Below are 25,729 nucleotides of genomic sequence, written 5' to 3' on the forward strand. Positions count from 1 at the left end.
GGTCATTCCACCCCGCTGCTAGCGGCGCTTCGACTTCCGGTCGTCCTTGACGTGACCCCGGAAGGTGCGCGTCGGCGAGAACTCGCCGAGCTTGTGGCCGACCATGGACTCGGTGACAAACACCGGGATGTGGGTCTTGCCGTTGTGCACCGCGATCGTGTGGCCGAGCATCGCCGGGACGATCATCGAGCGACGGGACCAGGTCTTGATGACGTTCTTGGAACCGGCTTCGTTCTGCGTGTCCACCTTCTTGATCAGGTGGTCGTCGACGAAGGGTCCCTTCTTCAAGCTACGAGGCATCTCAACCCGTCCTTAGCGCTTCTTGTTCGTCTTGCGGCGGCGGACGATGTACTTGTTCGACGCCTTCTTGGGCGAACGAGTACGGCCTTCCTTCTTGCCCCAGGGGGACACCGGGTGGCGACCACCCGAGGTACGGCCTTCGCCACCACCGTGCGGGTGGTCCACCGGGTTCATGACCACACCACGCACGGTCGGGCGAACGCCCAGCCACCGCTTACGGCCCGCCTTGCCCCAGTTGATGTTGCTCTGCTCGGCGTTGCCGACCTCGCCGACCGTGGCGCGGCAGCGCTGGTCGACCAGGCGGATCTCTCCGGACGGCATGCGCAGGTGGGCCATCGAGCCCTCCTTCGCGAGCAGCTGCACGGAGGCACCGGCGGAGCGGGCGAACTTGGCGCCGCCACCGGGACGGAGCTCGATCGCGTGGATCGTGGTACCGACCGGGATGTTGCGGAGCGCCAGGTTGTTGCCCGGCTTGATGTCGGCCCCGGGACCGTTCTCGACGCGGTCACCCTGCTGCAGGTTGCGCGGGGCGAGGATGTAGCGCTTCTCGCCGTCGGCGTAGTGCAGCAGCGCGATGCGCGCGGTGCGGTTGGGGTCGTACTCGATGTGCGCGACCTTCGCCGGCACGCCGTCCTTGTCGTGCCGACGGAAGTCGATCACGCGGAAGGCGCGCTTGTGGCCACCGCCCTGGTGGCGAACGGTCACACGACCGGAGTTGTTACGGCCACCCTTGCTGTGCAGGGGGCGGACCAACGACTTCTCCGGCGTGGACCGCGTGACCTCGACGAAGTCGGCGACGCTGGAGCCACGACGGCCCGGCGTAGTCGGCTTGTACTTGCGGATTCCCATTTCTCAGTCCTCGTCCGATTCCGGACGATCCGGACCTCCGTCAGGAGGTCGGACCGCCGAAGATGTCGATACGGTCGCCCTCGGCAAGGGTCACGATCGCGCGCTTGCTGTCGGCACGCTTGCCGAAGCCGGTGCGGGTCCGCTTGCGCTTGCCCTGGCGGTTGATCGTGTTGACCCCGGTGACCTTGACCGAGAAGACCGCCTGGACGGCTTCCTTGATCTGGGTCTTGTTGGAACCCGGGGCGACGACGAACGTGTACTTGTTCTCGTCGAGGAGCGCGTAGCTCTTCTCGGAGACGACCGGCTTCAGCAGCACGTCACGGGGGTCCGTGAACGACTTGCTGACCGGCGTGACGACGGTGTTCTTGCCCTCGGCCTCGTGGCGACGCGCCTTGGCGACGCGCGCTGCCTTGGCGGCCTTGGCCGCCTTGGAGGCGATGCTCGGGTGACGCGTAGCCATCAGGCTTCGCTCCCTTCGGTGTCAGCGGCCTTGTTGGGGCCAGACACGAAGGACTCGAAAGCGGCCTGGGTGAAGACCACGTCGTCCGAGACGAGAACGTCGTACGTGTTCAGCTGGCCCGGCTCCAGGATGTGGATCTGGGGCAGGTTGCGGGCAGACAGCCACGCGGCCTCGTCGGCGCGGTCGACGACCAGGAGCAGGTTCTTGCGCTCCGAGATCTTGCCGAACAGCGTCCGGGCGGCCTTCGTCGACGGGCTGTCGCCCTCGATGACGCCGGAGACGACGTGGATGCGGTTGTGGCGGGCCCGGTCGGTGAGGGCGTGGCGCAGGGCCGCGGCCTTCATCTTCTTCGGGGTCCGCTGCGAGTAGTCACGCGGCTGCGGGCCGTGGACGACGCCACCGCCGGCGAACTGCGGCGCACGGGTCGAACCCTGGCGGGCGCGGCCGGTGCCCTTCTGGCGGTACGGCTTCTTGCCGCCACCACGGACCTCGCCGCGACGCTTGGTCTTGTGCGTGCCCTGGCGGGCAGCGGCGTTCTGCGCGACGACGACCTGGTGGATCAGCGGGATGCTGATCTTCTCCACGCCGAAGATCTCCGCGGGGAGCTCGACGCTTCCGGTCTTCTCGCCGGCAGGCGAAAGGATGTCAACAGTGCTCATCGGTTACCTCAGGCCCCCTTGGCCGCAGTGCGGACCAGGACGAGGCCGCCGTTCGGACCAGGAACCGCGCCCTTGATGAGGAGCAGGCCCTTCTCCGCGTCAACGGCGTGAACGGTCAGGTTCTGGGTGGTGACCCGCTCGTTGCCCATGCGACCCGCCATGCGCATGCCCTTGAAGACACGGCCGGGGGTGGCACAGCCACCGATGGATCCGGGCATGCGGTGCACACGGTGGGCACCGTGCGACGCCTTGCCACCCTTGAAGTTGTGGCGCTTCATGACGCCGGCGAAGCCCTTGCCCTTGCTCTTCGCGGTGACGTCGACCTTCACGCCGGACTCGAAGGCCTCAGCGGTGATCTCCTGGCCGAGGGTGTACTCGCTGGCACCAGCGGTACGGATCTCGACGAGGTGACGACGGGGGGTGACGTCGGCCTTGGCGAAGTGGCCCTTGAGGGGCTTGTTCACCTTGCGCGGGTCGATCTCGCCGAAGGCGATCTGGACCGACTCGTAGCCGTCGACGTCGTTCGTACGGACCTGGGTGACGACGTTGGGGCCGGCCTTGACGACGGTGACCGGAACAACACGGTTGTTCTCGTCCCACACCTGCGTCATGCCGAGCTTCTCGCCCAGGATGCCCTTGATCTGCTTGTTCATCTTCAGATCACCGGCCCTCAGAGCTTGATCTCGATGTCGACACCGGCCGGGAGGTCGAGTCGCATCAGAGAGTCAACGGTCTTGGGGGTCGGGTCGAGGATGTCGATCAGGCGCTTGTGCGTGCGCATCTCGAAGTGCTCGCGCGAGTCCTTGTACTTGTGCGGCGACTTGATGACGCAGTACACGTTCTTCTCAGTGGGCAGCGGCACCGGGCCCGCGACCGACGCACCAGTGCGAGTCACCGTCTCGACGATCTTCTTCGCCGAAGAGTCGATGACCTCGTGGTCGTAGGCCTTGAGCCGGATGCGGATCTTCTGTCCCGCCATGGCTACTCAGCAGTCCTGTCTCTCGTAACGCTCTGGACCCGGTGGTCCCTTTTCTTTCGCTCCCCCTCCGACCCACGCGGTCGGGCGTGTCGCGCTCTCGCTGACATGGATGTCCCTTTTCGGGACTTCCCTGCAGTGGGAGTCGCGGGCCCTTCCGGAACCGCAGACCGGGGGCGAGAGGCCCACCGGGTGCCTGGCCTGCACCCCGCTGACGCTTCCCGGAAGATTCCCGTACGTCCGCCCCTACACCTCTCGATGTAATGCGTGGAGCGACGAGTACTGTGGGACTCGCTTCCGGTCCCCCCGGCGGGAGGCGCGCAGCATCGGCACTCGACCGAGCAACCCCGTTAGTCTGCCATACGGGGTGGGAGGCTGGCGAATCGAAGCGGATGACTGTACCCCACGTCACCGAGGGGTACACGTCGCGGCGTTTTCACCTCGGCTCCAGGCGGCAGCCCGACGGCCTGAGTGATCAGGCGGGCCGGCTCGTCGGGGCGGAGGACACCGACCGGTCGACGGCACACCTCGTTGATCGCCTCCCAAGCCGACGCAGTGTGATCACCTGGCCGCTGACTCACTACCGCGACTGGGACCGACCAGGCCCTCCAAGGCACGCTCGTATTGCCTGACGGCGCTTTTGAAGCCCTCTCGCACCGGGGCGTCGGGACGCAGGATGTCCGGAAGGAACTTGACCCGCCACATCCGGAAAACGTCTGCGGAGGCCCGCTCGTCCCTGATGCCCAGCAACGAACTCGCTTTGCGCACCGCAGAGGCGATGAGCGCCGAAGCCGATTCCACGCCAGGGCCTCTCACAGCAGCAGCACTCACGAGCGCGTGCATGAATGTGGCGAGTTGAAGATCGCTGCCCGCCTGAACCATGTGCCGCAACACTGTCGGGTCACCGATGTCAGGCGGGTAGCTTTCAATGCAACCGGAGTACATCATCAAGTACTCGACGGTGACCTGCCGCTCGACGTTCCACCCTCCCTGCTCTTCGAAAATCACCATGGTTTCATCGGAGAACCTCCCGACCCGTCGGACAGCTCCGAGCAGGTCGTCCAGCTCTTCGCGATTATCCGCAACGAACTGGGCGAGAGACACATGCCGCAGGGATTCCATCCTCGAAGACGCCACGGCAGCCAGTTCCAAAACCCCCCACAGTGGAGAGAATACGTCGTATCCGATACTCGTTTCCGAGACTGGGGCGTACTGGTCCATCAATACCTCACTAGTGATCAGAAGAGCCCGGCAAAGTGGCGCAGCGTCGCCTCCTGCGTGGGAAGAATGTCAGTGATCCCGTTATTTACAATGTCGAGCCCTTCGGGCGTATTGACGAAGAACTCGGGCTGATTGCCGGCGGGTCCGCCCATTTGCCGAATTGATTGTGCGAACTCTTCGGGAACCTGAACGCGCACCATGTGTCCGCCTCGTCCGTAACCTGTTGCGGCTCTGGTGAAGTCGTCGGTCAGGTAGACCCCGGCCTCGGGCGTCCCTGGCCGCCTTCCCGACGCCGACAAATCCAAAGCGAATTGACTCCCTTGCCAATCCATGGAGCCATGATACAGAACCGTGTATGGAGAAAGTCCGAACGGGTCGATCTGGCGAAATGGATTGTTCACATACCCGTACGGGTTCGGCGCGGGATCCAAGCCCAAAGGATCCGAGGATGCGAATCTGGCAGTTTCGGGGTCGTAATATCGATGATAGTTGTAGTGCAGGCCACTTTCGGGGTCGTGATACTGCCCAGCGAACCGTAGAGGCGTGAAAGCCGTACTGGATGTTTTCCAGGTAGTGACTCCCCATAGGGTTCGACGAGCTCTCCAGGCGATGCCTCCCGTTTCATCGACAAGTTCGGTGGGCGTTCCGACGAGATCGGTGACGATGGCGAAGAATCGGGAGTCGATCTCTTCCTGAGTAGCCCGGTCGAGAAGGCACTCGGTTTGAGCCACCGGGCTGAGACCCTCGTGGTTCCACGTCAATGTGACCGGGTGCGGCAGGTCCGGCGCTGTGGTCGTCTGCTCCGCGAGGGTGGCACCGTCCCAGGTGAACAGAACTTCTTCCGTAACGGACACGCCGTCGGCGGCCATGCGGTGCTTGGCGATGCGACGGCCGAACGGGTCGTAGCGGTAGCGCCACACAGTCCCATCCGGCGTGGTCACGGCCACGAGACGGTCTTCCCCGTCCCACTCGTACCGCCAGAGGTCAGGCTTTCGGGAAAGGCGCGCCTTACGCCGTGTCACGATGCGACCGGCCACGTCGTACTCGTATCGCACGGAGCCGGCCTGGGTCAGGCGATTGCCGCCGAGCGTACGGTCGCCCCGTGCCTCTCGACCGGGTTGCTGTTCGTGCCAGACCGCCCGCGTCTGGTTACCCAGTGAGTCATAGGCATAGGACTCCACCCAGTCACTGGCCCGGATCTCGTTCACCCGACCGACCGCGTCCAGGTCCCGGCCCTGTCCGTCGTCCAGCACGAAGGCCAGGTCCGGGTCCAGGTGTTTACAGCGCTCGTTCGTTCGACGGAAAGGTGAGCCGCCCGGGCGTCGGCTCGGCCCTCACCGCGGGCTCGCGGAGGACAACCGCGATCATCACGGGGGTGTCGGTGTCGCTCTGCCTGACGCCTGCCACGAGCTCCCTGCCCGCGACTCTCCATGCCCGGTACTGGATGAAGTCATCCACGTCCGCGACGTTGTCACCCGTCGCTTGCAGTCGCTCGCCGAAGTCTCCGGACGAGAGGTCCGCAACGACCTCCGTGAGTTCCGCTTCGGCGGCGGCGTAGAGGCCGTCCATGAAGGTGTCCAGGTCTGCTCGGGCCTCCTCCTCGACCTCGCGGAACCACAGGGTGAACTCCACGGCGACCGGTCCATCGCCCTGAATCCACGCATGCGCGTCACCACGGCGCCATGTGGTGGCCCAGGACTTCGTCGGGTTTCGCCGCTCACGCGACCACCCCGCCGCTGCGAGTACGGACGCCGCCGCTGAGCCACTTAGTTCGTCGAGATCAGCGAGGTGGGAAAGCTCAGCGCTTATCTGGGACATCCGGCCATCGTCACCGCTCGGTCGACGGAGCCGTCATGACTCCTCGGGGAGCAAGGAGAGGAAAGCGTCGACCTCGTTTCGTACCTGGCGCGAGAGGCCGACCAGTGACTGGACAGCCGCCCTCAGCTCGCGGGCCAGGCTCGGGAACCGTTCCCATACGTACGGCTTCCGGGTCACAACGGCGTACAGCAGGTCGTCGTCGTACCAGCCGCTGTGGTGGCCGGCTGCCGAAATGGCGATCCCGTGGACATCCGGGTTACCGGTACCAGTCCTCTCCGTCACTTCCCAGGGCACTGCACACATAGGCTTCCAGTGTCGGCGATACGAGATTCCGACTGTCCGTTTCGTGGTCCCACACGAACACTTCATTGCGAGGAGGGCGACAGACGAAGGCGAACTGGTCTCCGCCGCCATTGTCCCCGAAGAAAACGAGACAGTCGAAGGGCATGTACAGCGACCGGTACCGTTCGTCGCTGCGGAAAGTCACATTGTCGCCGAGAATCCGTTCCGCAGACCAGACCACTTCGGTACCGTACTCATCCAGCAACCCGTCACTCTCGAGCAGGAGCGAGCGGAGTTCGGCCGGCAAGGCCAGTTCGAGTGTCGTCTGTATCCGTTCCAGGTCGCGAGGCGTCGCAGCTGCTCGGAGTTCGACCGAAGGAAACTCGTGGATTACCTCATGCCACATCGCGTGCACCGACCTTTTCGCGTGCCGCGGAGTTTCGATGGCAGGTTCCAGTCCGATGATTCACTGCCATTCCTGGGGGTTTAGGGACGCCGCGACGAAGCCACCGCCCGTGGTGACGGTCAGGTCGGGCCGGCTCACTCGGAGTGCGATCGCTTCAGCATCGAAGTCGCAGAACTCGAAAACAAAATGCTCAGAGATGGCGGGCCGGTCCAAGAGACAACCATCAGTGTCGACCGATGAGTTCGCACGAGCCGCGCCCTGGCAGAGGACCGACACGAATAGGGGGAAGTGTTCGACGTCCAGGAGTCGATCCGCATCATGAACGACGACCGCGACACCTGCCCTGCCCGTGACATCGCCGCACAGATCGTCCAGACAGTCCACCAGTGCGTCCCAGTTTCTTCCGTAATACTTCGGGAACTGTAAGGCTGCTGCGAATGAGCGATGAATTCCCTGCTCGGTCACCAGGTCGCGGGAGTCGAAACGGTAGACGCGACCTCCCTGCGACTCCAGCTCCGATAGCTGCGCACAGTTCGCGCCCGCACCTTCTCCTTTGGGGATGCAAAATACCCAAGGTTCCGAGGTTCCCGTGAGTTTGAGATCAGTCATTTTCACTTACCCGTCAGGGCCGTCGGCGCAAGGCCTTCCACACGTCACTGACCGCGTAGGTGGCCTCCAGCCGCCAGGTCTCCAGTTTGTCCTGCACCTTTGACACGAGCTTCCACCACTTGAGCCACAGCGGCAGCTGCCGGAACGGCACGTAGTCGAGAGTGTCGTCGACTGCGTTCACGGCGATGCTCTTGCCGCCGGGGCCTTCCGCCCGCAACGCGGCGTACAGCTCCGGCGTCAACTCTCCGTTGAGCCGAGCCGCGGTGCCCGCCGCGGTGAACGCGAATCCACGCTGGGCGGCATCCGGCAGCCGCATCGCCCGGACGATTCGCGGCGACGCCTCCTCCAGCGAGCAGTTGAAGGCCAACCCGATCGCTGCCGTTCCGAGGTGGTCCTCACCGCGCTCGAGCGCGCCGTCCCATTCCTCGGGGTTGTCCAGACCCAACAGGCCCTCGCCGCTCCCCCAATCCCACCCGGCTGCCATACCGGCTTCGCCTCCCCTACTTCGAACAGTCGCGGACCGCACCACACCGCAAGGGGACTGTCCGATCACCACGTTAGGGTCTTTCGGCAGAGGACCGTCGAACAATTGGGGGACGACATGACGGCAGCCGACTCGGGTGGGGTGAAGGCCGGCGAGGGGCAGGAGTCGCGGGCGCTTCGGGACGCCGGCCGTGCGGACAAGTGGTCGGTCGGGTGGATCCTGGTGGCGGTCGGGCTGTGGATGTGGTTCGCCTTCCTGATGCTCTCCTCGTACGGCCCCGAGTCCTACGACGGTGTGCCGCGCTGCGAGGGCCCGCTGATCGCCCCGCTTCAGCGGGACGGCTACTTCTGCGACAGCGAACTACGCCAGTGGCCGGCACTGCTCGGCATCCTGGCCCTGTCGAGCATCGCGACCGTGGTCGCGGCGGCGACGACGGTCTACGCCAAGCTGCTGTCCCGCCTGGTGAAGGTGTCCGGTCCCGAGACGGCGGAGGCGTCCGGCCCCGAGACGGAGCGGTGAGGCACCGGTTCGACCACTGGCGTGCCGAGACGGTCAGCGGATCTGCCTGGTGAGGCGCTCCATGGCCTGGTCGGGTGTGGGTGCCAGAAGCCAGACGTGGTCCATGCCTTCGGCCGGGGCGGTCAGAAGCTCAGCCCACGAACCGGAACGTCGACGTGATCGCGTCGAAGATGTCGAAGAAGGAGTCCGCGAGGTCGAGGACCTGGCTGCTGCCCGCCACCAGGGCGACCTTGCCCTCCTGGCCGGGGACCGGGATGTACGTCTGCATCAGGACGGCACGGACGGTGCGGTTCAGGGCGTCGCCGGGGACCGGGATGTCCTCGATGCCCTGGGTGCGGGCCGCGGGGCCCACGTCGGGGATGTCGACCGTCGTCACCTTGCGCCAGGAGTCGCCGGGCTTCTTCGCCTCCTTGACGGCGAGTTGGCCGGCGATGGCTGCCGGGTCGGTGGGGAGCGGGTCGCCGGACGACGTGCGGCCGCCGACCAGCGACACCGTCACCGAGCCGGTGATCGGGGTGTCGCCGCCGAAGCTCTCCGCCATGCAACCGCAGTACATCGCGCCGGACTTCCACGCGTCCGACGCCGCCTTCTGGAGGAAGGTGACGTAGGCGGAGCGGGAGGGCTCCAACTCCGGGTGCCGGCGGACGCGGTCGTCGACCATGCGGCGGATCGAGTCGTCCCGTGACTCCGGGCGTACGTCGAACTCCCACCACGATTCCGGCACCTTGATGCGGAATCCGCCGCGCTCGACGGTCAGTGCCTCCGTGTAACGGGCCATGTGGTTCCCGGTCTCCCCGTTCGTCACTCGATCAGGTTTTCCGACATCGTCCCATTGATCGAGTGATCGAGTTGGAGGAGACCGAGACGCCGGATTCGTCAGATGACACCCTGCGCCAGCATCGCGTCCGCCACGCGCTCGAAGCCCGCGATGTTCGCGCCGGTGACGTAGTCGCCGGGGGCGTCGTAGCGCTCGGCGGTTTCGTGGCAGGTGGTGTGGATGTTGTTCATGATGTCGGTCAGCTCTTCCTCGACCCGTGCCGACGTCCACGACGTACGGGCGTGGTTCTGCGCCATCTCCAGGGCGCTGACCGCGACGCCGCCCGCGTTGGCCGCCTTGCCGGGGCCGAAGGCGACGCCGGAGCGCTGGAGGAGGTGGACGGCCTCGGGGGTCGTCGGCATGTTCGCGCCCTCGGAGACCGCCTTGACGCCGTTGCGGATGAGGGTGGCGGCGGCGTTCTCGTCCAGCTCGTTCTGGGTGGCCGACGGGAGGGCCAGGTCGGCCGGGACGTCCCACACGCTGCCGCCGGGGACGAAGCGGGCCGAGGAGCCGCGGCGCTCGGCGTACGTGTCGACCCGGCCGCGCTCGACCTCCTTGATCTGCTTGAGCAGGTCGAGGTCGATGCCCTTCTCGTCGACGACGTAGCCGGAGGAGTCCGAGCAGGTGACGGGGTTCGCGCCGAGGGCGGTGAGCTTCTCGATGGTGTAGATCGCCACGTTGCCCGAGCCCGACACGACCGCCGTCTGGCCCTCCAGGTCCTCGCCGCGCTCGCGCAGCATCGCCGCCGCGAAGAGGACGTTGCCGTAGCCCGTCGCCTCCGGGCGGATCAGCGAGCCGCCCCAGCCCGCGCCCTTGCCGGTGAGTACGCCGGCCTCCCAGCGGTTGGTGATCCGGCGGTACTGGCCGAAGAGGTAGCCGATCTCCCGGCCGCCGACGCCGATGTCCCCGGCCGGGACGTCCGTGTGCTCGCCGATGTGCCGGTACAGCTCCGTCATGAACGACTGGCAGAAGCGCATGACCTCCGCGTCGCTCCGCCCGTGCGGGTCGAAGTCGCTGCCGCCCTTGCCGCCGCCGATGCCGAGGCCGGTCAGCGCGTTCTTGAAGATCTGCTCGAAGCCCAGGAACTTGATGACGCCCAGGTTGACGGACGGGTGGAAGCGCAGGCCGCCCTTGTACGGGCCCAGCGCGCTGTTGAACTCGACGCGGAAGCCGCGGTTGACGTGGACCCGCCCCTTGTCGTCCTGCCACGGCACCCGGAAGATCACCTGCCGCTCCGGTTCGACCAGTCGCTCGACCAGCCCCGGCTCGGCGTACTCGGGGCGGGCCGCGAGCACCGGCGCGAGCGTCTCCAGGACCTCGTGGGCGGCCTGGTGGAACTCGGGCTGGGCCGGGTTGCGGTGTTCGATCTCGCTGAGCAGGTGGTCGAGCGCGGTCCTGGTCTCGCTTCGCGTCGTCACGTGGGCCCTTTCTGGCACGGCTGACACCGGAGACCGGGAGAGGACGAGGGGTGCGGACTTCGTCGTGTCGTCCGGTCGGTCCGGTGGTGGGCGCTCGGCGCCGTTGCCGCGCGCGGGACACTTCAGTGTTACGCGCATGTAAACGTCCTGGCCAGCACCAGGTGCCGGGCGCGACCACTATGTGAGACCGCGCTTCCGTATATCGGGGGTTTTCGTGACGTATGAGACGAAGGTCACCTGGACGGCTCGGGCTGCCCAGTCACGCGTCACGCGTCGGCGTTCAGCATCGCAGCCGTGAGGACGCTCCCGGCGACGCCCCACCCGCCGTCGGCGACTTCGTCGACGAGCACGACGGTGGTCGGGCGGGCCCGGTCGCCGTAGATCTCCGCGTAGAGGTCGGTGGTGCGTTTGATGATCTTCTGCTTGTCCTCCGGGGTGAGGGTGCCCTCGGGGACCTTGAAGTGGGCGAAGGGCATGTCAGATCATCCCTCCGTTGGCGCGCAGGATCTGGCCGTTCACCCAGTGACCGGCGGGGCTGCCGAGGAAGGCGACCACGGCGGCGATGTCCTCGGGGGTGCCCAATCGCTCCAGGGGCGGGGTTTTCGCCAGCTGGTCGATCTGCTCGGGGGTCTTGCCGGTCAGGAACAGGTCCGTGGCCGTGGGGCCGGGCGCGACCGTGTTCACGGTGATGTCCCGTCCGCGCAGTTCACGCGCCAGGATCAGGGTCATCGCCTCCACGGCGCCCTTGCTCGCCGCGTACGCCCCGTAGGTCGGGAACTGCGTGCCGACCACGGAGGTCGAGAAGCCTACGAAGCTTCCTCCCGCCCGCAGCCGCCGGGCCGCCTCCCGGGCGACCACGAAGGTGCCGCGGATGTTGGTGCGGTGCATGGCGTCCAGTGCGGCCAGGTCCAGGTCGGCGATGGGTGACAGGGCCATGCGGCCGGCCGAGTTCACCACCACGTCGATCCCGCCGTACTCCGCCTCCGCGCGGTCGAACAGCGCGGCGATCTCCGTCTCCTCCGCCACGTCCGCCTGTACGGCGACCGCCCGTCCGCCGGCCTCGGTGATCGCCGCCACCGTCTCCTTGGCTGAGGCCTCGTCGCGGGCGTAGTTCACGACGACGGCCAGGCCGTCCTCGGCGAGCTTCTCGGAGACCGCGCGGCCGATGCCGCGTGATCCGCCGGTGACGACGGCGACGCGGGTGTCCGCCGCTGTGGTCCGGTTCGTGTTCGCGTTCGCGTTCGTGGTCATGCGTCCACGATGCGCCGCCTCCGCCTGCCCAGCCAGGGGATGTCATCCCATGGGTCACCGGCCTGGTCCGGCGCAGAATGGAGGGCATGAGCGCTGTGAAGTACGCCGAGCTGGGGGCCTTCCTGCGGTCGCGGCGGGAACGCATCCGCCCGGCCGACGTCGGGCTCCCGGCCGGGCCCCGGCGCCGGGTGCCGGGGCTGCGGCGCGAGGAGGTCGCCCAGCTCGCCGGGGCGTCGGTGGACTACTACAACGAGCTGGAGCGCGGTGCCGGGTCCCAGCCGTCCGAGCAGATGATCGCCGCGCTGGCGAGGGCACTGCGGCTGTCCGCCGACGAACGGGACTATCTGTACCGGCTCGCGGACCGGCCCGTGCCCGTGCAGGGCGGGGCCGCCTCGCACGTGCACCCCGGCATGCTCGACCTACTCGGGCGCCTGGCCTCGACCCCGGCACAGGTCATCACCGACCTGCACGTCACCCTTGTACAGAATCCGCTGGCGGTGGCGCTGGTCGGGGACCAGTCCGGGCTACGGGGGCCGCGCGCCAGCTTCGTGCACCGGTGGTTCACCGAGCCCGACACCCGGCGCCTGCATCCCGAGACCGACCACGAGGGCCAGTCCCGCGCCTTCGTCGCCGACCTGCGGGCCGCGGCGGCGCGGCGGGACGCCAAGGACCCGGAGGCCGGGTCCATGATCCGTACGCTGCTCGACGTGTCGCCAGAGTTCGCCGCGCTGTGGGCCGACCATGACGTGGCCTTCCGGCGGGATGACCGGAAGCGGATCGTCCATCCCACGATCGGCGTCATCGAGGTCAACTGCCTCAACCTCTTCAGCGAGGACGGGCGGCAGCGGTTGCTCTGGTTCACGCCGGCCGTGGGGACGGAGAGCGCGGGGTTGCTGGATCTGCTGGCGGTGGTCGGGACGCAGGAGGTCGTCAGCTCTCCGAGGCGTACGGGAGGAAGTTCGTCCACGCGGTCGGGGTGAGGGCGAGGCGGGGGCCGTCTTGTACGTGCTTGGAGTCGCGGACGTGGATGGTGCCGGGGGTCGTCGCGATCTCGATGCAGGACTCGCCGTTGGTACCGCCGCTGTAGCTGCTCTTGAACCAGACCAGTTCGGCCTCGCGGATCATGTCTCTCCCAGCAGTTGCTCGATGAAGGCCAGCGACTCCCGAGGGGGGAGTGCTTGCGCCCGGATGGTTCCATACTGCAGCTCCAGGATGCGGAGTTGCCTCGGTTCAGAGATGGGACGTCCGTTGAACAAGCCGTCGGCGCGCCCCACCGCTGTACCGTCCGGGAACTTCAGCAACTCGATCCTGCCGTCAAGCCCTGGATGGGCGTCAACGTTGGTCGGCATGACTTGCAGCGTGACACTGGCCAACAGCCCAACCTCCAACAGACGTTCGAGCTGTCGTCGCCACTCCATTGTGCCCCCGATCTGCCGACGCAGGGGCGCCTCTTCCAGCACAAAGTGCATCGATGGAGCCGGGTCGCGCTCGTACACCGATTGCCGGGCCAGCCGCGCGGCCACCATGCGTTCGACATCGTCGGGTGAGTAGGGCGGCTGCGCCGCCTCGATCAAGACCCGCGCGTGCTCCGGCGTCTGCAACAACCCTGCGATGATGTTGCATTCGTACACACCGATCTCAACCGCCTTCGCCTCCAGCTTCCCCAGCTCCCGAACCTTCTTCGGGTACCGGACCTTCTTCACGTCCTCCCAGGCCGCCGAGATCAGCCCGGCCGCGTCCAGCACCTCGTCAGCCCTGTCCAGATACTCCTGCCGGGGAATCCGCTTGCCACCCTCGACCTTGTAGACGAGGTCCTCCCCGTACCCGACAGCCACTCCGAAGTCGGCAGCCCGCATCCCCACCGCCTCGCGGCGGAGTTTCAACTGCCGTCCCACCGTGGTGATGACCGCGACGCCCCACTCGTCGTCGGGGTCCACCTCCCACCCCGGCTCTTCCGTCTCGACCGTCATCCCGCGCCCCTTCGTCGTGCTGGCAGCTTTGCCCCAGCGCCCTACCCGCAGGCCCCTCCCGACAGCACCGACACCACCGGACAACAACCGGACAGTCACCGTACGTACCCGCTGAGTCACTTCTCACCGTACGCACGCACCGCCACGCTGAGTGACGTGAACCAGAAATCCGCCGAACTCCCGACCCGTGTCCGCAACTTCAGCGTGCAGCTCTCCCCCACGCCACGCGGCGCCCGCCTCGCCCGCCTGCTCGCGACCGAGCAGCTCCGCACCTGGGGCCTGCCCCTGGACCCGGCACGCCAGCTCATCGCCGAGCTGGCGAGCAACGCGGCGGCCCACGGACGCGTCCCCGGCCGCGATTTCCGGCTCATGCTCTACGTCGTCGGCGACACCCTCCGCATCGAGGTCACCGACACCCGGGGCGAGCGGCTGCCCGACGTCCGGACGCCCGCCCCCGACGCGGAATCCGGCCGTGGCCTGCTGCTCGTCGAGGCGTTGGCGGGCCGTTGGGGAGTGGCCGAGGGCCGCTTTCCGCGCAAGACGGTGTGGGCGGAACTGTGCTGCACACCACCGGAACCCACCTTCTGAGGTTTCGGTGCCGTCGGCGCCCTACCAAGGAAAGAACCCGGAGAGAAAGAACCCGGCCAAGCCCCACCTTTCCGCCCGAGGCACGTAATCACTCGGGCGGGTGAACATCACCGGCTCAGCTGGATTTCCGAGCCCCCAACTCCCCTACGCTCAGCGCAAACAACCGAGGAAAGACATCGGCCCCCGCCAGGACTGCAATCCCAGTGCGAGGGCCTACCACCAAGGAAGAAACGAGCTTCCCGATGGGTACCCAAAACCCTAGCGCGCCCTCGCGCGCCCAGTCAGCCCCTGCAGCCGATCCGCCCCGTACGCATCACCACGGCAGCGGCGGCGTCATCCACGAGAACACCCGCCACACCACCCGCTTCGTGGTGATCGGCAACCACCTGGCCCAGCACAAGGAGCTGTCGCTCCTCGCGATCGGCCTCGCCTGCCACATCCAGTCGCTGCCCACGGGCGCGAGCATCGACATCAAGTCCCTCACCACCCGCTTCCCCGAGGGCCCGACCCGGATCGCCTCCGCCCTGCGCGAGCTGGAAACCTACGGCTACCTGCGCCGCGAACTCGTACGCACGCCCACCGGCCGCATCGTCACCCGCACGGTCTCCTGCAACCAGCCGACGCACCGGCGTGAGGCAGCCGACACCGGGTGTTCCGACCAGCCGGCCCGGCAGCCCCGACCGGCAGTGGAGCAAACGCCCCAGTCCCAGCCCCAGCCCCGGCCGCCGCACGGCGCCCGCACCCGCGCTCGCGCCCGCAAGGCCCTCCCCGCCGTACCGCAGCCCAGCGGCAAGGCCCCCTCGCTCCTCCGGGCGGCCACCGACCTCCTCACCAGCCTGCGGCGACACGACTCCCGGCTGCTGCTCTCCGCCGCCGAGACCGCGCACCTGGCACCCGGCGTCGCCACCTGGCTGGAACGGGACATCGGCTCCATCGCCGTACGCCAAGCCCTGACCACCGATCTGCCGGACGAGCCGCTCCGCCGCCCGGCCGCCCTCCTGGCCCACCGCCTCACCGACCGGCTGCCGCCCCCGGCCCCGTTCCGCGCCCCGACGGCTGCCCCACCGCTCCGACACCCGGTCCGGAACTGCGACGGCTGCGACCGCGGCTTCCGCGCCCCCGAGACCGAAGCCCGCTGCCGCGACTGCCGAACACCAGCCGCCATCCATCCCTGAACCCGGAAAGAACCCACATGGTCAGCTCGTCCCACGAGGCGATGCACCGCATCTTCCAGGACTACCCGGGGCTCTTCTCCCGGGTCTCCGAAGCACTCAGCATCCCGTTTCCCCAGGCCACCGCGGTCACCGTGCTACCCAACGACGTGACTGAGACAAGGCCTGTCGACCGTCGGATCGACACCCTGTTGAAGATCGACACAGAGGGACACGGACCCTTTCTCCTCGCGGTCGAGGCGCAGAAGAAGAAAGACCCGGAGAAACCGGCCAGCTGGGGCTACTACCTCGCGTATTTGCGCAGCAAGTACCGACTGCCGCCGCTGCTGCTCGTGGTCTGCCAGGACCGCGCCACGGCCGAGTGGGCGACCCGGCCGGAGCCCATCGGGTTCTGTTCCTGGCCCTCTCTGACCGTACGGCCGATCGTCGCCGGACCCCACAACATGCCGGTGATCACCGACCCCGACGAGGCACGTACCGACCTTGCTCTGACCGCCTTGGCGGCCATCACGCACGCGGCGAACCCGGACATCGGTGCCATACTGAAAGCCCTGTCCACCGCGCTGCGGGACGTTCCCGAAGGCGTGGCCGACCCCCTCGTCGAATTCACCGCTCAAGGCCTGGGAAACCGCCCGGCCCAATATCTCTGGAGGAAACTGGTGGCCGTGGACCTCTCGTTCTACAAGTCCTACATCTCCGAAGAGATCCGCGACGAAGGCCGCGCCCAAGGCCGCGCCGAGGACATCCTCCTCGTCCTGGAGCAGCGGGGCCTCGCCGTCTCCGACGACGTCCGCAGGCGCGTCACCGACTGCGACGACCCCGAGGTCCTGCGCCACTGGCTCGCCCGTGCCGTCACCGCGCCGAAGGCCGAAGAGATCTTCGAAGAGGAGTGAGCCCGCCTGGCGGTTCCGAGTAGACCCGGACGCTCTGAGGACCGCACTCGCCGCCGTCACCCCGGGTCGCCTGCCGTAGATGCAGGGGCCCGCCCAGAGCCGCGCGACGAGGCGATGAACGCAGTACGCGCTTGAGCTGGCCCCTGACAGGGGGCCTCCCCGTCACAGGTCCGGACCAACCTCTTGCCCCCGCCCCTCCCTCGTCGCAAGCTCCCCTTATGGAGCTGGAGTTGCGGCATCTCAAGACGGTACGGGCCATCGCCGACGCCGGGAGCCTCACCAGGGCGGCGACGGCTCTCGGGCTGGCGCAGCCCGCGCTGAGCGCACAGCTCAAGCGGATCGAACGGGCCCTGGGCGGCGCGCTGTTCGTGCGCGGTCGGCACGGCGTGCGCGCCACCGCGCTGGGCGAACTGGTGCTGGAGCGCAGCCGGATCGTGCTGCCCGCGGTGACCGAGTTGCAGCAGGAGGCGGCCCGGTTCGCGCGGGCGCCGCATACCGCCGAGCGGCTTCGGCTGGGCGGAACGCACGGCCCGCTGCTGGGCGCGCTGGTCGACCGGCTGGCCGATGTGGCGCCCGAGGCCCGGATGACGACCTGCACCTCGTGGTCGGAGCGGGAGCTGGCCGAGCAACTCGCCGAGGGGCGGCTGGACTTCGCGCTCGCCGGGACCTGCGGCTCCGCCGCCCCGCCCGGTGCCGAGGGGCTGGTCTGGCGGGAGGTCGCCGTCGACCCGGTATTCGTGATGATGCCGGTCGGTCATCGGCTCGCCCACCAGGCCGAGGTGGACCTGACCGAGCTGGCGGGCGAGGAGTGGGCCTGCGTACCCGGCGACGGCTGCTTCGGCGACTGCTTCTCCGCGTCGTGCGCCCGCGCCGGGTTCACCCCGCGCCGCATGTACGAGACCGACACCGCGTCCACGGTGCATCTGGTGCAGGTGGGGCGGGCGGTCGGACTGTGCCGGGCGACGTTCCCGACCACGCCCGGCATCGTCACCCGGCCGCTCACCGGCACGCCGCTGGCCTGGCGGCACCTGCTCGGCTGGCACGCGGTGACGCAACGGCAGGACACCGCCGCGACCGTGCTCGCGCAGGCGCGCATGGCGCACGCGGGGGTGGCGGCGAGCAGTGACAGCTACACGGAGTGGATGGCGGCGCACCGCGTGCCCTGATCGCCCCATCACCCTCCTCGTCACCCTCCTCGCTTCCCTCGCACGCCTTCCATAACGCCGGGGAGAGGGCCGACCGACGTCTTATGGCCGCCGGTCGTCCCTCCCTACGGTTTCGGCACCTCCCCACCGAGACCGAGGAGATCCCCCATGCCCCACCGACACCGACACACCAGAGCCATGGGTGCCGCCGTCGCCGCGACGGCCGCCCTGCTCGTGGCCGGGCTCAGCGGCTCCGCGAGCGCCGGGACGGCACCCTCCGACCCCGCACCCGGCGCCCCCACCGCCGCCGAGAGCCTGCGTGTGGACGCCGCTCCGCCCGGCCTGCTCCGGGCCATGCAGCGCGACCTCGGCCTCGACGGGGAGCAGGCCCAACGCCGACTCGTCAACGAGGCCGACGCGGGCGCCACGGCGGGCCGGCTCCGCGCCGCGCTCGGCGGCGACTTCGCGGGCGCGTGGGTGCGGGGCGCCGAGTCCGGCACGCTGACCGTGGCGACGACGGACGCGGACCACGTCGCGGCGATCGAGGCCGAGGGCGCCGTGGCGAAGGTCGTACGGCACTCACTCGGCGACCTCGACGCGGCCAAGTCCCGCCTCGACCGGGCGGCCGCGGGGCTGGACGGGGACGCCACCGACGCGGCCGTCCGGTACGTCGACGTGCGCACGAACACGGTCACCGTGCAGGCGGTACGGCCGTCCGCGGCCCGCGCCCTCCTCGACGCGGCCGGTGTCGGCGCCGGGCTCGCCCGGGTCGAGAAGTCGGCCGAGAAGCCCCGCCCCTTCTACGATCTGCGGGGCGGCGAGGCGTACTACATCAACAACAGCGGACGCTGCTCGATCGGGTTCCCGGTGACCAAGGGGACGCAGCAGGGCTTCGCCACCGCCGGTCACTGCGGGCGGGCCGGGGCGAGCACGAGCGGCGCCAACCGGGTGGCCCAGGGCACCTTCCAGGGGTCGATCTTCCCCGGCCGTGACATGGCGTGGGTGGCGACCAACTCCCAATGGACCGCGACTCCGTACGTCAACGGCGCCGGCGGTCAGAACGTGCAGGTCACCGGTTCCACCCAGGCGCCGGTCGGCGCGTCCGTGTGCCGCTCCGGTTCCACCACCGGCTGGCACTGCGGCACCATCCAGCAGCACAACACCAGCGTGACCTACCCCGAGGGCACCATCAGCGGCGTCACCCGCACCACGGTGTGCGCCGAGCCCGGCGACTCGGGTGGCTCGTACATCTCGGGCAGCCAGGCGCAGGGCGTCACCTCGGGCGGCTCGGGCGACTGCCGCAGCGGCGGTACGACGTTCCACCAGCCGATCAACCCGCTGCTCCAGAACTACGGCCTCACCCTGAAGACCACCGACGACGGCGGCCCCGAGGAGCCGCCGCCGGGTGAGGGCGGTACCTGGGCGGCCGGCACCGTCTACCAGCCGGGCGACACCGTGACGTACGGCGGCGCCACCTACCGCTGCCTCCAGGGCCACCAGGCCCAGCAGGGCTGGGAGCCGTCGAACGTTCCGGCGCTGTGGCAGCGGATCTGAGCGGCTGAGCGGCTGAGCGGCTGAGGAACCCACGGGGGACGGCCCCCGGGACGGCCCGCGGGGGGCGTCCCACGGGGACTACGGGACGGGCCCGGGTGCGCAGTGGGAGAGCGCCCGGGCCCGGTCACGGTCACCGTCGCCGTCGCCGTCGCCGTCACGTGCGGGTGACCCTGCCGCACTCCTCCGACTCGGCCCCCGTGAGGGGCTTGCTGCGGTCGTACGGGTCCGTCCGGGGCCCGGTGGCGGGGTCGCCGCCGGCCGCGTCACCGCTGAACGCAGGGTGCAGATAGCCGTCGTTGATGCCGCAGGCGGTGTTCCCGTGCTCGGAGAAGTACTTCTCCACCAGCAGCTTGCCCTCGGTCACGTCCCACCTCTCGGGGTCGTTCAGCGTCAGGGTGAGCACGCGCCGCACGATCGTGCGCGCCACCTCGCCGTCGTCCCCGTCCGCCCGTACCAGCGGGTAGACGAAGGTGTAGTCCGCGTTGACCTTCACCACGCCCGGCTTCCCCGCGGCAAGCGTCATGCGGCCCCTGACCTTAACCACGTCGCCGACCAGGCGGGTCTCGTCCGGGTCGAAGCGGGTGAAGAGCTTGAGCGGGTCGTACTCCTCGTCCGGCGCGCGCAGCGACCGGCGCAGCTTGGGCAGCAGCTCCGGCTGCTTCGGGTCGAGGACGGCCAGCGCCTTGTCCGGCCGCTCGCCGCGCAGTACGCCGGGGTCGAGGTTGGCGGCGACCAGTAGCTCCTTGGTACGGCGCAGCGCGAACGCCACGTCCTTCTCGCTCATGCCGGAGAGCGCCTTCGCCTCCGGTATCTCGATGGCGTCGGCGCCCTCGGCCCACCGCTCTGCCGGTGAGCCGCGGAAGGGGTGCTCGCGCGTGGCCCGCCCGGACTCGGCGGGGTCCCCGGGAGCACCGGTAGGCCGCGCGTTCTCGGCCGCCAACGGCGGTTGCTCGGTGCCGCCGTCGTCGCCGGGCAGCACCAGCGAGGGGCGCACGGCGACGACCGCGAGCGCCGCCACGACCAGCACGCCGATGACGGCGCCCACCCGGCGCCGACGGGAACCGCCGTTCCCCTCCTGCCCCACGGGGCCCGTGCGCCATCCCGGCGGGGGCGGCGGGCCCTGAGCCTTTCGCTTGCCGCCCGGCCCTCGGCCACCACGACCGCCGCCGGCACCGGCGCGCCGCGCCGCCTCGTCCTCCTCCCGCAACCGCCGGGCCACCATCCGCGCCCGCGCGGAGGGCTCCTTGGGCGTGGCGGTGCCCCCACCCTCGGCGGCCTCCCGCAGGAACGCCTCCAGTTGCTCGTCGGACAGGGGGGAGGCCGACTCGTCGTCGGAACGGTCGGGAGGCGGAACAGTACTCACGGACTCACTTCCGGGGGGGCGGGACGGCACAGGGCTGGGGCTTTCGACGATCAATGGTGGCCTCGGGTGGAGGAGGAGTGCAGCCCCGTGGGGGAGTTGTGACAGAACTGCTGCGCCGTCCGGGGCCACGAGACGCACCCGGCGCTGCCGCAACGGCCTGCCGGGGGGTATGGCCTGCCCTACCCGAGGACTCGCCCCTGCCGCACTGCGCCGGGGTGGGCGCGGACGGTTTCGTGGACTCACCGACGGAGAAGCCCGAGAACCGACGAGTGGGGACAGATGAACAACGACGCCATCGACGCCATCGACGCCATCGACGCGACCGACGCGACCGACGCGATCCGGTTGAGCCGCGTCAGCAGACGGTACGGGTCGGGCGACAGCGCCGTGACGGCCCTCGACGAGGTCTCCCTCACCTTCCCCAGGGGCACTTTCACCGCCGTGATGGGCCCGTCCGGCTCGGGAAAGTCGACCCTCCTGCAGTGCGCCGCCGGCCTGGACCGGCCCACGTCGGGATCGGTCGTCGTCGGCGGCACCGAGCTGACCGGACTGAGCCAGAGAAGGCTGACCCTGCTGCGCCGTGAGCGCATCGGGTTCGTGTTCCAGGCGTTCAACCTGCTGCCGTCGCTGACCGCCGAGCAGAACGTGGCGCTCCCCCTGCGCCTGGCCGGCCGCCGCCCCTCCCGGGCACGGGTGCGCGAGGTGCTCGCCCAGGTCGGCCTCGGCGACCGGGCCCGGCACCGGCCCACGGAGATGTCCGGCGGCCAGCAGCAGCGCGTCGCCCTGGCCCGCGCGCTGATCACGCGCCCCGAGGTGCTGTTCGGTGACGAGCCGACCGGCGCGCTGGACTCGCGGACCGGCCGTGAGGTGCTGGCGTTGCTGCGCGGCATGGTCGATCGCGAGGGCCAGACGGTCGTCATGGTCACGCACGACCCGGTGGCCGCCTCCTACGCCGACCGCGTGGTCTTCCTCGTCGACGGCCGGTCGGACGGCGAACTGACCGGCGCGGGCGCCGACACCATCGCCACCCGCATGACCCGCCTGGAGACCACCCCGTGCTGACCAGCACTCCCACCCACACCCTCCGCACCCGCCCACGCCGACGGGCCGGAGGCCACCCAGTGCTGACCAGCACCCCACCCACGCCCTCACCCCGCCCCGCCCACACCCACACCCGCACCCACCGGCCGGAGACCACCCCGTGCTGACCCTCACCCTCCACACCCTCCGCACCCGCTGGGCCACCTTCGTCGGCAGCTTCGTCGCGTTGTCGCTGGGTGTCGCCCTGCTCGCCGTCATGGGGCTGGCCCTGGCCTCCTCGCCGGACGCGCCCGACCGCTCGCCGGAGCGGTTCGCCGCCGCGCCCGTCGTGGTCCGGGGGCAGGACACCCTGCGGGTGCCGACGCCGATCGGCGACCGTACGGAGAAGCTCGCGCAGCCGCGTGCCGTGCCCGCCCCGACCGTGGCGAGGCTGGCGCGGCTCGGCACGGTCGTCGAGGACCGGTCCTTCCCCGTACGGGCCCACGGCGGGCCCGACGGCCTGGTCGGCCACCCCTGGTCCACCGCCGCCTTCGCCCCGTACGACATCGACGCGGGCCGCGCGCCGCGTACGGCCGACGAGGTCGTCGTCACCGGCGGCTGGGCCGCGCCGGGCGAACGCCTGCGGACGGACCGGGGCACCGTGCGCGTCGTGGGCACCGTGCCCGACCGCGGGTTCGAGGACGCCGTGTTCTTCACCGACACGCGTGCCGCCCGTATCTCCCCCGTCAGCCTCCAGCTCGTGGTGGACGCGGACGCGGCGGCGGTACGCGACGTGGTGCGCGGCAGTGCCGGTGTGCGGGTGCTCACCGGGGACGACCGGCGGTACGCGGACGCCGACCCCGACCAGGACAGCGAGGCGCTGACCGCGATGAACGCCCTGTTCGGCACGGCCGGCGGTGTCACCGCGTTCGTCTCGGTGTTCGTCGTGGCGTCCACCTTCGCCTTCGCGGTCGCCCAGCGGCGGCGGGAGTTCGGGCTGCTGCGCACGGCCGGTGCGACGCCGGGGCAGATCCGCCGCCTGGTGTTCGGTGAGGCGCTTCTGGTCGGCGTACTCGCCGCGGCCGCGGGCTGCGTACTCGGCGCGTACGGTGCGCCGCTGCTCGCCGAGTGGGTGGTCGACGGCGGACTGGCGCCGGCCTGGTTCACCATCGGCGACCACACCTGGCCGTACCACATGGCCTTCTGGACCGGGCTCCTCGTCGCCCTGTGCGGAGTGGTCGCGGCGTCCTGGCGGGCCGGGCGGACCGGCCCCGTCGAAGCGCTGCGCGAGGCCTCGGTGGACGCCGGGGCGATGACCTGGGGCCGGTGGCTGTTCGGCCTCGGGCTGCTGCTGACCGCCCTGGTGACGCTCGGCACGGCCCTGGCCCACGACCCCGGCGACCTCCTGCACCGCAAGACCTACATCAGCCGGCCGATGCTGCTGATCACCGCAGCCGCACTGCTCGCACCGCTCGTGGTGCGTCCGGTGACCCGGCTGCTGGCCTGGCTACCGGCCCGGCTGCCCGGCGCGGCGGGCATGCTGGTGCGGGAGAACGCGGCCACCGGCGTGCGCCGTACCGCGGCCGTCGCGGCACCCGTGCTGGTCACGGTCGCGCTCGCGGGCTCGCTGCTCGGCGCCACCGCGACGCTCAACGCGGCGAAGGCCACCGAGACACGCGAACGCACCACCGCCGACTTCGTGATCACCGCGCCGGGCGGCGGCACGGGCTTCGACGCGCGGGCCGTGGAGCGGCTGCGCGCCGTGCCCGGCACGGCCGAGGTGTCGCCGACCTCGGCCGGCGCGGTGTACGTCCTGGAGGAGGGCGTCGCGCTCATCAGGTCCGAGGCCCGCGCCGTCGGCGGTCCCGAGGCCTTCGCCGCCACCGCACGGCTGCCGCTCGCCGCGGGGACGGTCGCCGACCTCGACGACGGTTCGATCATCGTCAACGAGGAGTGGGAGCGGCACTCCGTGGGGCAGAGCGTGCGGGTGTGGCTCGGGGACGGCACGGAGAAGACGCTGCGCATCGCCGCGGTGATGCACACCGGCACCGGCGACAACGGCGTCTACGTCACTCCCGCCAACGCCCCCGACGCCCCCGTGGACCGGGTGGACGTCGCTCTCGCCGACGGCGCCGACGCCGGGGCCGTGGCCGCGGGGCTGCGCGATGCGGTGCGGTCGGCCGGCGGGCAGGTGTACGGGACGGACGAGTGGGTCGCGGCGACGTACCCGGAGACCAACCGTCCGACCCGGCTCGGGCTGCTGCTCGTACTCGGCATCGCCCTGCTCTACACCGGCATCTCCCTGGTCAGCACGATGGTGATGGCCACCTCCGACCGGGTCCGTGACCTGGCGGTACTGCGACTGGCCGGGGCCACCCACGGGCAGGTACTGCGGCTGGTGGGTGCCGAGTCGCTGATGGTCGTCGCGGTCGGCGCGCTCCTGGGGCTGCTCGTCGCCGGCCTCAACCTGGCCGGGATGTGGGCGGCGCTGGGCCTGCTCTCGGTGCGCCCCGCGCTCGAACTCCCGTGGGCGGCCATCGGTACGACGGTGGGCGCCTGCGCGGTACTCGCGCTGATCGCGTCGGTCGCCCCCGCCGGCCTTGCTCTACGGCGCCAATGACAGAGAGGCATGGCAGAGAGGCATGGCAAAGGGGCCCGTACGACCGAAGTCGTACGGGCCCCTTTGTTCAGGCATCAGCCCATGTCAGGTCAGTCGACCGACAAGCAAGCGGAGCTTACTTGTTGATCTTGGTGACCTGGCCGGCGCCCACGGTCCGGCCACCCTCGCGGATGGCGAACTTCAGGCCCTCTTCCATGGCGACGGGCTGGATGAGCTCCACCTTCATCTCGGTGTTGTCACCCGGCATGACCATCTCGGTGCCCTCGGGGAGGGTCACGACGCCGGTCACGTCCGTCGTACGGAAGTAGAACTGCGGACGGTAGTTGTTGAAGAAGGGGGTGTGACGGCCACCCTCGTCCTTCGACAGGATGTAGGCCTGGGCCTCGAACTCGGTGTGCGGCGTGACCGAACCGGGCTTGATGATGACCTGGCCGCGCTCGACGTCCTCGCGCTTGATGCCACGGAGGAGCAGACCGACGTTCTCACCGGCCTGGCCCTCGTCGAGCAGCTTGCGGAACATCTCGATGCCGGTGACCGTGGTGGTGGTCTTCTCGGTCTTGATGCCGATGATGTCGACGGTCTCGTTGACCTTGAGGACACCACGCTCGATGCGGCCGGTGACGACGGTGCCACGACCGGTGATCGTGAAGACGTCCTCGATCGGCATCAGGAACGGCTTGTCGACGTCGCGCTCGGGCTCCGGGATGGCCTCGTCCACGGCCTTCATGAGCTCGAGGACCGAGTTGCCCCACTCCTTGTCGCCCTCGAGGGCCTTCAGAGCGGAGACCTTGACGACCGGCAGGTCGTCGCCCGGGAACTCGTACTCGGAGAGGAGCTCACGCACCTCGAGCTCGACGAGCTCCAGGATCTCCTCGTCGTCCACCATGTCGGCCTTGTTCAGGGCGACGACGATGTACGGAACGCCGACCTGGCGGGCCAGGAGCACGTGCTCCTTGGTCTGCGGCATCGGGCCGTCGGTGGCCGCGACCACGAGGATGGCGCCGTCCATCTGCGCCGCACCCGTGATCATGTTCTTGATGTAGTCCGCGTGACCGGGGCAGTCGACGTGGGCGTAGTGACGCGTCTCGGTCTGGTACTCGACGTGCGCGATCGAGATCGTGATACCGCGCTGGCGCTCCTCGGGAGCCTTGTCGATCTGGTCGAAGGCCGAGGCCTCGTTCAGCTCGGGGTACGCGTCGTGCAGCACCTTGGTAATGGCGGCCGTGAGGGTCGTCTTACCGTGGTCGATGTGACCGATGGTGCCGATGTTGACGTGCGGCTTAGTCCGCTCGAACTTCGCCTTCGCCACTGGGGTCCTCCTGTGGAGTGGTTCTG

Annotated in this window: 29 protein-coding genes and 1 pseudogene; 9 read left to right on the top strand and 21 right to left on the bottom strand. The window is 69.4% G+C overall.

Translation table 11 applies throughout. The features are described 5' to 3' along the window. Positions 1 to 18 precede the first annotated feature (18 nt). From rpsS to ACFCZF_RS00880, 13 genes and pseudogenes are all read right to left on the bottom strand, one after another. The gene (gene rpsS / locus ACFCZF_RS00820; protein ID WP_055418366.1) at positions 19 to 300 is read right to left on the bottom strand and encodes a 30S ribosomal protein S19; all 282 of its coding nucleotides are present in this window, start codon (positions 298 to 300) and stop codon (positions 19 to 21) included. A gap of 12 nt (positions 301 to 312) precedes the next feature. Beyond that, on the bottom strand, positions 313 to 1,149 hold the full coding sequence (gene rplB / locus ACFCZF_RS00825) for a 50S ribosomal protein L2 (RefSeq protein ID WP_103546601.1): 837 nt from the start codon (positions 1,147 to 1,149) through the stop codon (positions 313 to 315). A gap of 40 nt (positions 1,150 to 1,189) precedes the next feature. Continuing rightward, a complete protein-coding gene (rplW, locus tag ACFCZF_RS00830) occupies positions 1,190 to 1,609 on the bottom strand; it encodes a 50S ribosomal protein L23 (RefSeq protein ID WP_210957938.1) in 420 nt (139 codons plus the stop codon). Continuing rightward, positions 1,609 to 2,268, bottom strand: a complete 660-nt coding sequence (gene rplD, locus ACFCZF_RS00835; protein WP_376669818.1) for a 50S ribosomal protein L4 — start codon at positions 2,266 to 2,268, stop codon at positions 1,609 to 1,611. Before rplD ends, rplW begins: the two co-directional genes overlap by 1 nt. An 8-nt stretch (positions 2,269 to 2,276) precedes the next feature. Further along, entirely contained in the window at positions 2,277 to 2,921 is a 645-nt protein-coding gene (gene rplC / locus ACFCZF_RS00840; protein ID WP_375906996.1) for a 50S ribosomal protein L3, read from the bottom strand. Positions 2,922 to 2,938: 17 nt separating this feature from the next. Then, complete coding sequence (gene rpsJ, locus ACFCZF_RS00845; RefSeq protein ID WP_003948644.1) at positions 2,939 to 3,247, bottom strand: 30S ribosomal protein S10; 309 nt, start codon at positions 3,245 to 3,247, stop codon at positions 2,939 to 2,941. A 558-nt stretch (positions 3,248 to 3,805) separates the two neighbouring features. Then, positions 3,806 to 4,465: a hypothetical protein gene (locus ACFCZF_RS00850; RefSeq protein ID WP_376669819.1), complete on the bottom strand. Its 660-nt coding sequence runs from the start codon at positions 4,463 to 4,465 to the stop codon at positions 3,806 to 3,808. Between the two features lie 356 nt (positions 4,466 to 4,821). After that, positions 4,822 to 5,691: pseudogene (locus tag ACFCZF_RS00855) on the bottom strand (RHS repeat-associated core domain-containing protein); the annotation flags it as partial. A gap of 52 nt (positions 5,692 to 5,743) precedes the next feature. Beyond that, the gene (locus tag ACFCZF_RS00860; RefSeq protein ID WP_376669820.1) at positions 5,744 to 6,283 is read right to left on the bottom strand and encodes a hypothetical protein; all 540 of its coding nucleotides are present in this window, start codon (positions 6,281 to 6,283) and stop codon (positions 5,744 to 5,746) included. A gap of 33 nt (positions 6,284 to 6,316) precedes the next feature. Further along, positions 6,317 to 6,565: a hypothetical protein gene (locus ACFCZF_RS00865; protein ID WP_376669821.1), complete on the bottom strand. Its 249-nt coding sequence runs from the start codon at positions 6,563 to 6,565 to the stop codon at positions 6,317 to 6,319. Then, complete coding sequence (locus tag ACFCZF_RS00870) at positions 6,540 to 6,971, bottom strand: SMI1/KNR4 family protein (RefSeq protein WP_375906981.1); 432 nt, start codon at positions 6,969 to 6,971, stop codon at positions 6,540 to 6,542. Before ACFCZF_RS00870 ends, ACFCZF_RS00865 begins: the two co-directional genes overlap by 26 nt. 60 nt (positions 6,972 to 7,031) lie before the next feature. Beyond that, the gene (locus ACFCZF_RS00875) at positions 7,032 to 7,580 is read right to left on the bottom strand and encodes a barstar family protein (RefSeq protein WP_376669822.1); all 549 of its coding nucleotides are present in this window, start codon (positions 7,578 to 7,580) and stop codon (positions 7,032 to 7,034) included. 13 nt (positions 7,581 to 7,593) lie between these two features. Then, positions 7,594 to 8,064, bottom strand: a complete 471-nt coding sequence (locus ACFCZF_RS00880; protein ID WP_376669823.1) for a hypothetical protein — start codon at positions 8,062 to 8,064, stop codon at positions 7,594 to 7,596. 117 nt (positions 8,065 to 8,181) lie between these two features. Here ACFCZF_RS00880 and ACFCZF_RS00885 point away from each other — a divergent pair, with 117 nt between their 5' ends. Further along, on the top strand, positions 8,182 to 8,583 hold the full coding sequence (locus ACFCZF_RS00885) for a hypothetical protein (RefSeq protein WP_376669824.1): 402 nt from the start codon (positions 8,182 to 8,184) through the stop codon (positions 8,581 to 8,583). A 130-nt stretch (positions 8,584 to 8,713) separates the two neighbouring features. Here the strand turns inward: ACFCZF_RS00885 and ACFCZF_RS00890 are convergent, their stop codons facing one another. The 4 genes from ACFCZF_RS00890 to ACFCZF_RS00905 all read right to left on the bottom strand — a co-directional run bounded on the left by ACFCZF_RS00890 (position 8,714) and on the right by ACFCZF_RS00905 (position 12,069). Then, positions 8,714 to 9,361: a hypothetical protein gene (locus ACFCZF_RS00890; protein ID WP_376669825.1), complete on the bottom strand. Its 648-nt coding sequence runs from the start codon at positions 9,359 to 9,361 to the stop codon at positions 8,714 to 8,716. Positions 9,362 to 9,459: 98 nt separating this feature from the next. Beyond that, positions 9,460 to 10,818, bottom strand: a complete 1,359-nt coding sequence (gene gdhA / locus ACFCZF_RS00895) for an NADP-specific glutamate dehydrogenase (protein WP_376669826.1) — start codon at positions 10,816 to 10,818, stop codon at positions 9,460 to 9,462. A gap of 266 nt (positions 10,819 to 11,084) precedes the next feature. Beyond that, positions 11,085 to 11,294, bottom strand: coding sequence for a 4-oxalocrotonate tautomerase family protein (locus ACFCZF_RS00900; protein WP_376669827.1), 210 nt, complete (start codon positions 11,292 to 11,294; stop codon positions 11,085 to 11,087). A 1-nt stretch (position 11,295) separates the two neighbouring features. Next, entirely contained in the window at positions 11,296 to 12,069 is a 774-nt protein-coding gene (locus ACFCZF_RS00905) for an SDR family oxidoreductase (RefSeq protein WP_376669828.1), read from the bottom strand. A 77-nt stretch (positions 12,070 to 12,146) separates the two neighbouring features. Between ACFCZF_RS00905 and ACFCZF_RS00910 the strand changes: the two genes are divergently transcribed. Beyond that, the gene (locus ACFCZF_RS00910) at positions 12,147 to 13,049 is read left to right on the top strand and encodes a helix-turn-helix transcriptional regulator (protein WP_376669829.1); all 903 of its coding nucleotides are present in this window, start codon (positions 12,147 to 12,149) and stop codon (positions 13,047 to 13,049) included. Here ACFCZF_RS00910 and ACFCZF_RS00915 read toward each other — a convergent pair. Together ACFCZF_RS00915 and ACFCZF_RS00920 are read right to left on the bottom strand one after the other, a co-directional pair. After that, positions 13,000 to 13,194 carry a DUF397 domain-containing protein gene (locus ACFCZF_RS00915; protein ID WP_376669830.1) on the bottom strand — a complete coding sequence of 65 codons (195 nt, stop codon included), beginning with the start codon at positions 13,192 to 13,194 and terminating at the stop codon, positions 13,000 to 13,002. The two genes, ACFCZF_RS00910 and ACFCZF_RS00915, sit on opposite strands and share 50 nt — an antisense overlap. Next, positions 13,191 to 14,039, bottom strand: a complete 849-nt coding sequence (locus ACFCZF_RS00920) for a helix-turn-helix domain-containing protein (RefSeq protein WP_376669831.1) — start codon at positions 14,037 to 14,039, stop codon at positions 13,191 to 13,193. The genes ACFCZF_RS00915 and ACFCZF_RS00920 overlap by 4 nt, the downstream gene beginning before the upstream one ends. Before the next feature lie 156 nt (positions 14,040 to 14,195). Here ACFCZF_RS00920 and ACFCZF_RS00925 point away from each other — a divergent pair, with 156 nt between their 5' ends. The 5 genes from ACFCZF_RS00925 (at position 14,196) to ACFCZF_RS00945 (ending at position 19,391) form a co-directional block, all read left to right on the top strand. Further along, a complete protein-coding gene (locus ACFCZF_RS00925; RefSeq protein WP_376669832.1) occupies positions 14,196 to 14,627 on the top strand; it encodes an ATP-binding protein in 432 nt (143 codons plus the stop codon). Between the two features lie 242 nt (positions 14,628 to 14,869). Further along, positions 14,870 to 15,802: a helix-turn-helix domain-containing protein gene (locus tag ACFCZF_RS00930; RefSeq protein WP_376669833.1), complete on the top strand. Its 933-nt coding sequence runs from the start codon at positions 14,870 to 14,872 to the stop codon at positions 15,800 to 15,802. A gap of 17 nt (positions 15,803 to 15,819) precedes the next feature. After that, a complete protein-coding gene (locus tag ACFCZF_RS00935; RefSeq protein WP_376669834.1) occupies positions 15,820 to 16,692 on the top strand; it encodes a hypothetical protein in 873 nt (290 codons plus the stop codon). Between the two features lie 218 nt (positions 16,693 to 16,910). Then, a complete protein-coding gene (locus tag ACFCZF_RS00940; RefSeq protein ID WP_376669835.1) occupies positions 16,911 to 17,858 on the top strand; it encodes a LysR family transcriptional regulator in 948 nt (315 codons plus the stop codon). A gap of 147 nt (positions 17,859 to 18,005) precedes the next feature. Next, positions 18,006 to 19,391, top strand: a complete 1,386-nt coding sequence (locus ACFCZF_RS00945; RefSeq protein ID WP_376669836.1) for a carbohydrate-binding protein — start codon at positions 18,006 to 18,008, stop codon at positions 19,389 to 19,391. A 154-nt stretch (positions 19,392 to 19,545) separates the two neighbouring features. On the opposite strand, the gene ACFCZF_RS00950 is transcribed toward ACFCZF_RS00945, so the two are convergent. Continuing rightward, the gene (locus ACFCZF_RS00950; protein ID WP_376669837.1) at positions 19,546 to 20,754 is read right to left on the bottom strand and encodes a hypothetical protein; all 1,209 of its coding nucleotides are present in this window, start codon (positions 20,752 to 20,754) and stop codon (positions 19,546 to 19,548) included. 279 nt (positions 20,755 to 21,033) lie between these two features. Between ACFCZF_RS00950 and ACFCZF_RS00955 the strand changes: the two genes are divergently transcribed. Together ACFCZF_RS00955 and ACFCZF_RS00960 are read left to right on the top strand one after the other, a co-directional pair. Then, the gene (locus ACFCZF_RS00955) at positions 21,034 to 21,816 is read left to right on the top strand and encodes an ABC transporter ATP-binding protein (RefSeq protein ID WP_376669838.1); all 783 of its coding nucleotides are present in this window, start codon (positions 21,034 to 21,036) and stop codon (positions 21,814 to 21,816) included. Between the two features lie 139 nt (positions 21,817 to 21,955). Beyond that, on the top strand, positions 21,956 to 24,394 hold the full coding sequence (locus tag ACFCZF_RS00960; RefSeq protein ID WP_376669839.1) for an FtsX-like permease family protein: 2,439 nt from the start codon (positions 21,956 to 21,958) through the stop codon (positions 24,392 to 24,394). Between the two features lie 115 nt (positions 24,395 to 24,509). Here ACFCZF_RS00960 and tuf read toward each other — a convergent pair whose 3' ends face one another. Then, entirely contained in the window at positions 24,510 to 25,703 is a 1,194-nt protein-coding gene (gene tuf / locus ACFCZF_RS00965; RefSeq protein ID WP_351389576.1) for an elongation factor Tu, read from the bottom strand. Positions 25,704 to 25,729: the final 26 nt, after the last annotated feature.

Origin of the sequence: Streptomyces sp. NPDC056296 (genome assembly GCF_042268605.1) — a bacterium.
Classification (GTDB): domain Bacteria; phylum Actinomycetota; class Actinomycetes; order Streptomycetales; family Streptomycetaceae; genus Streptomyces.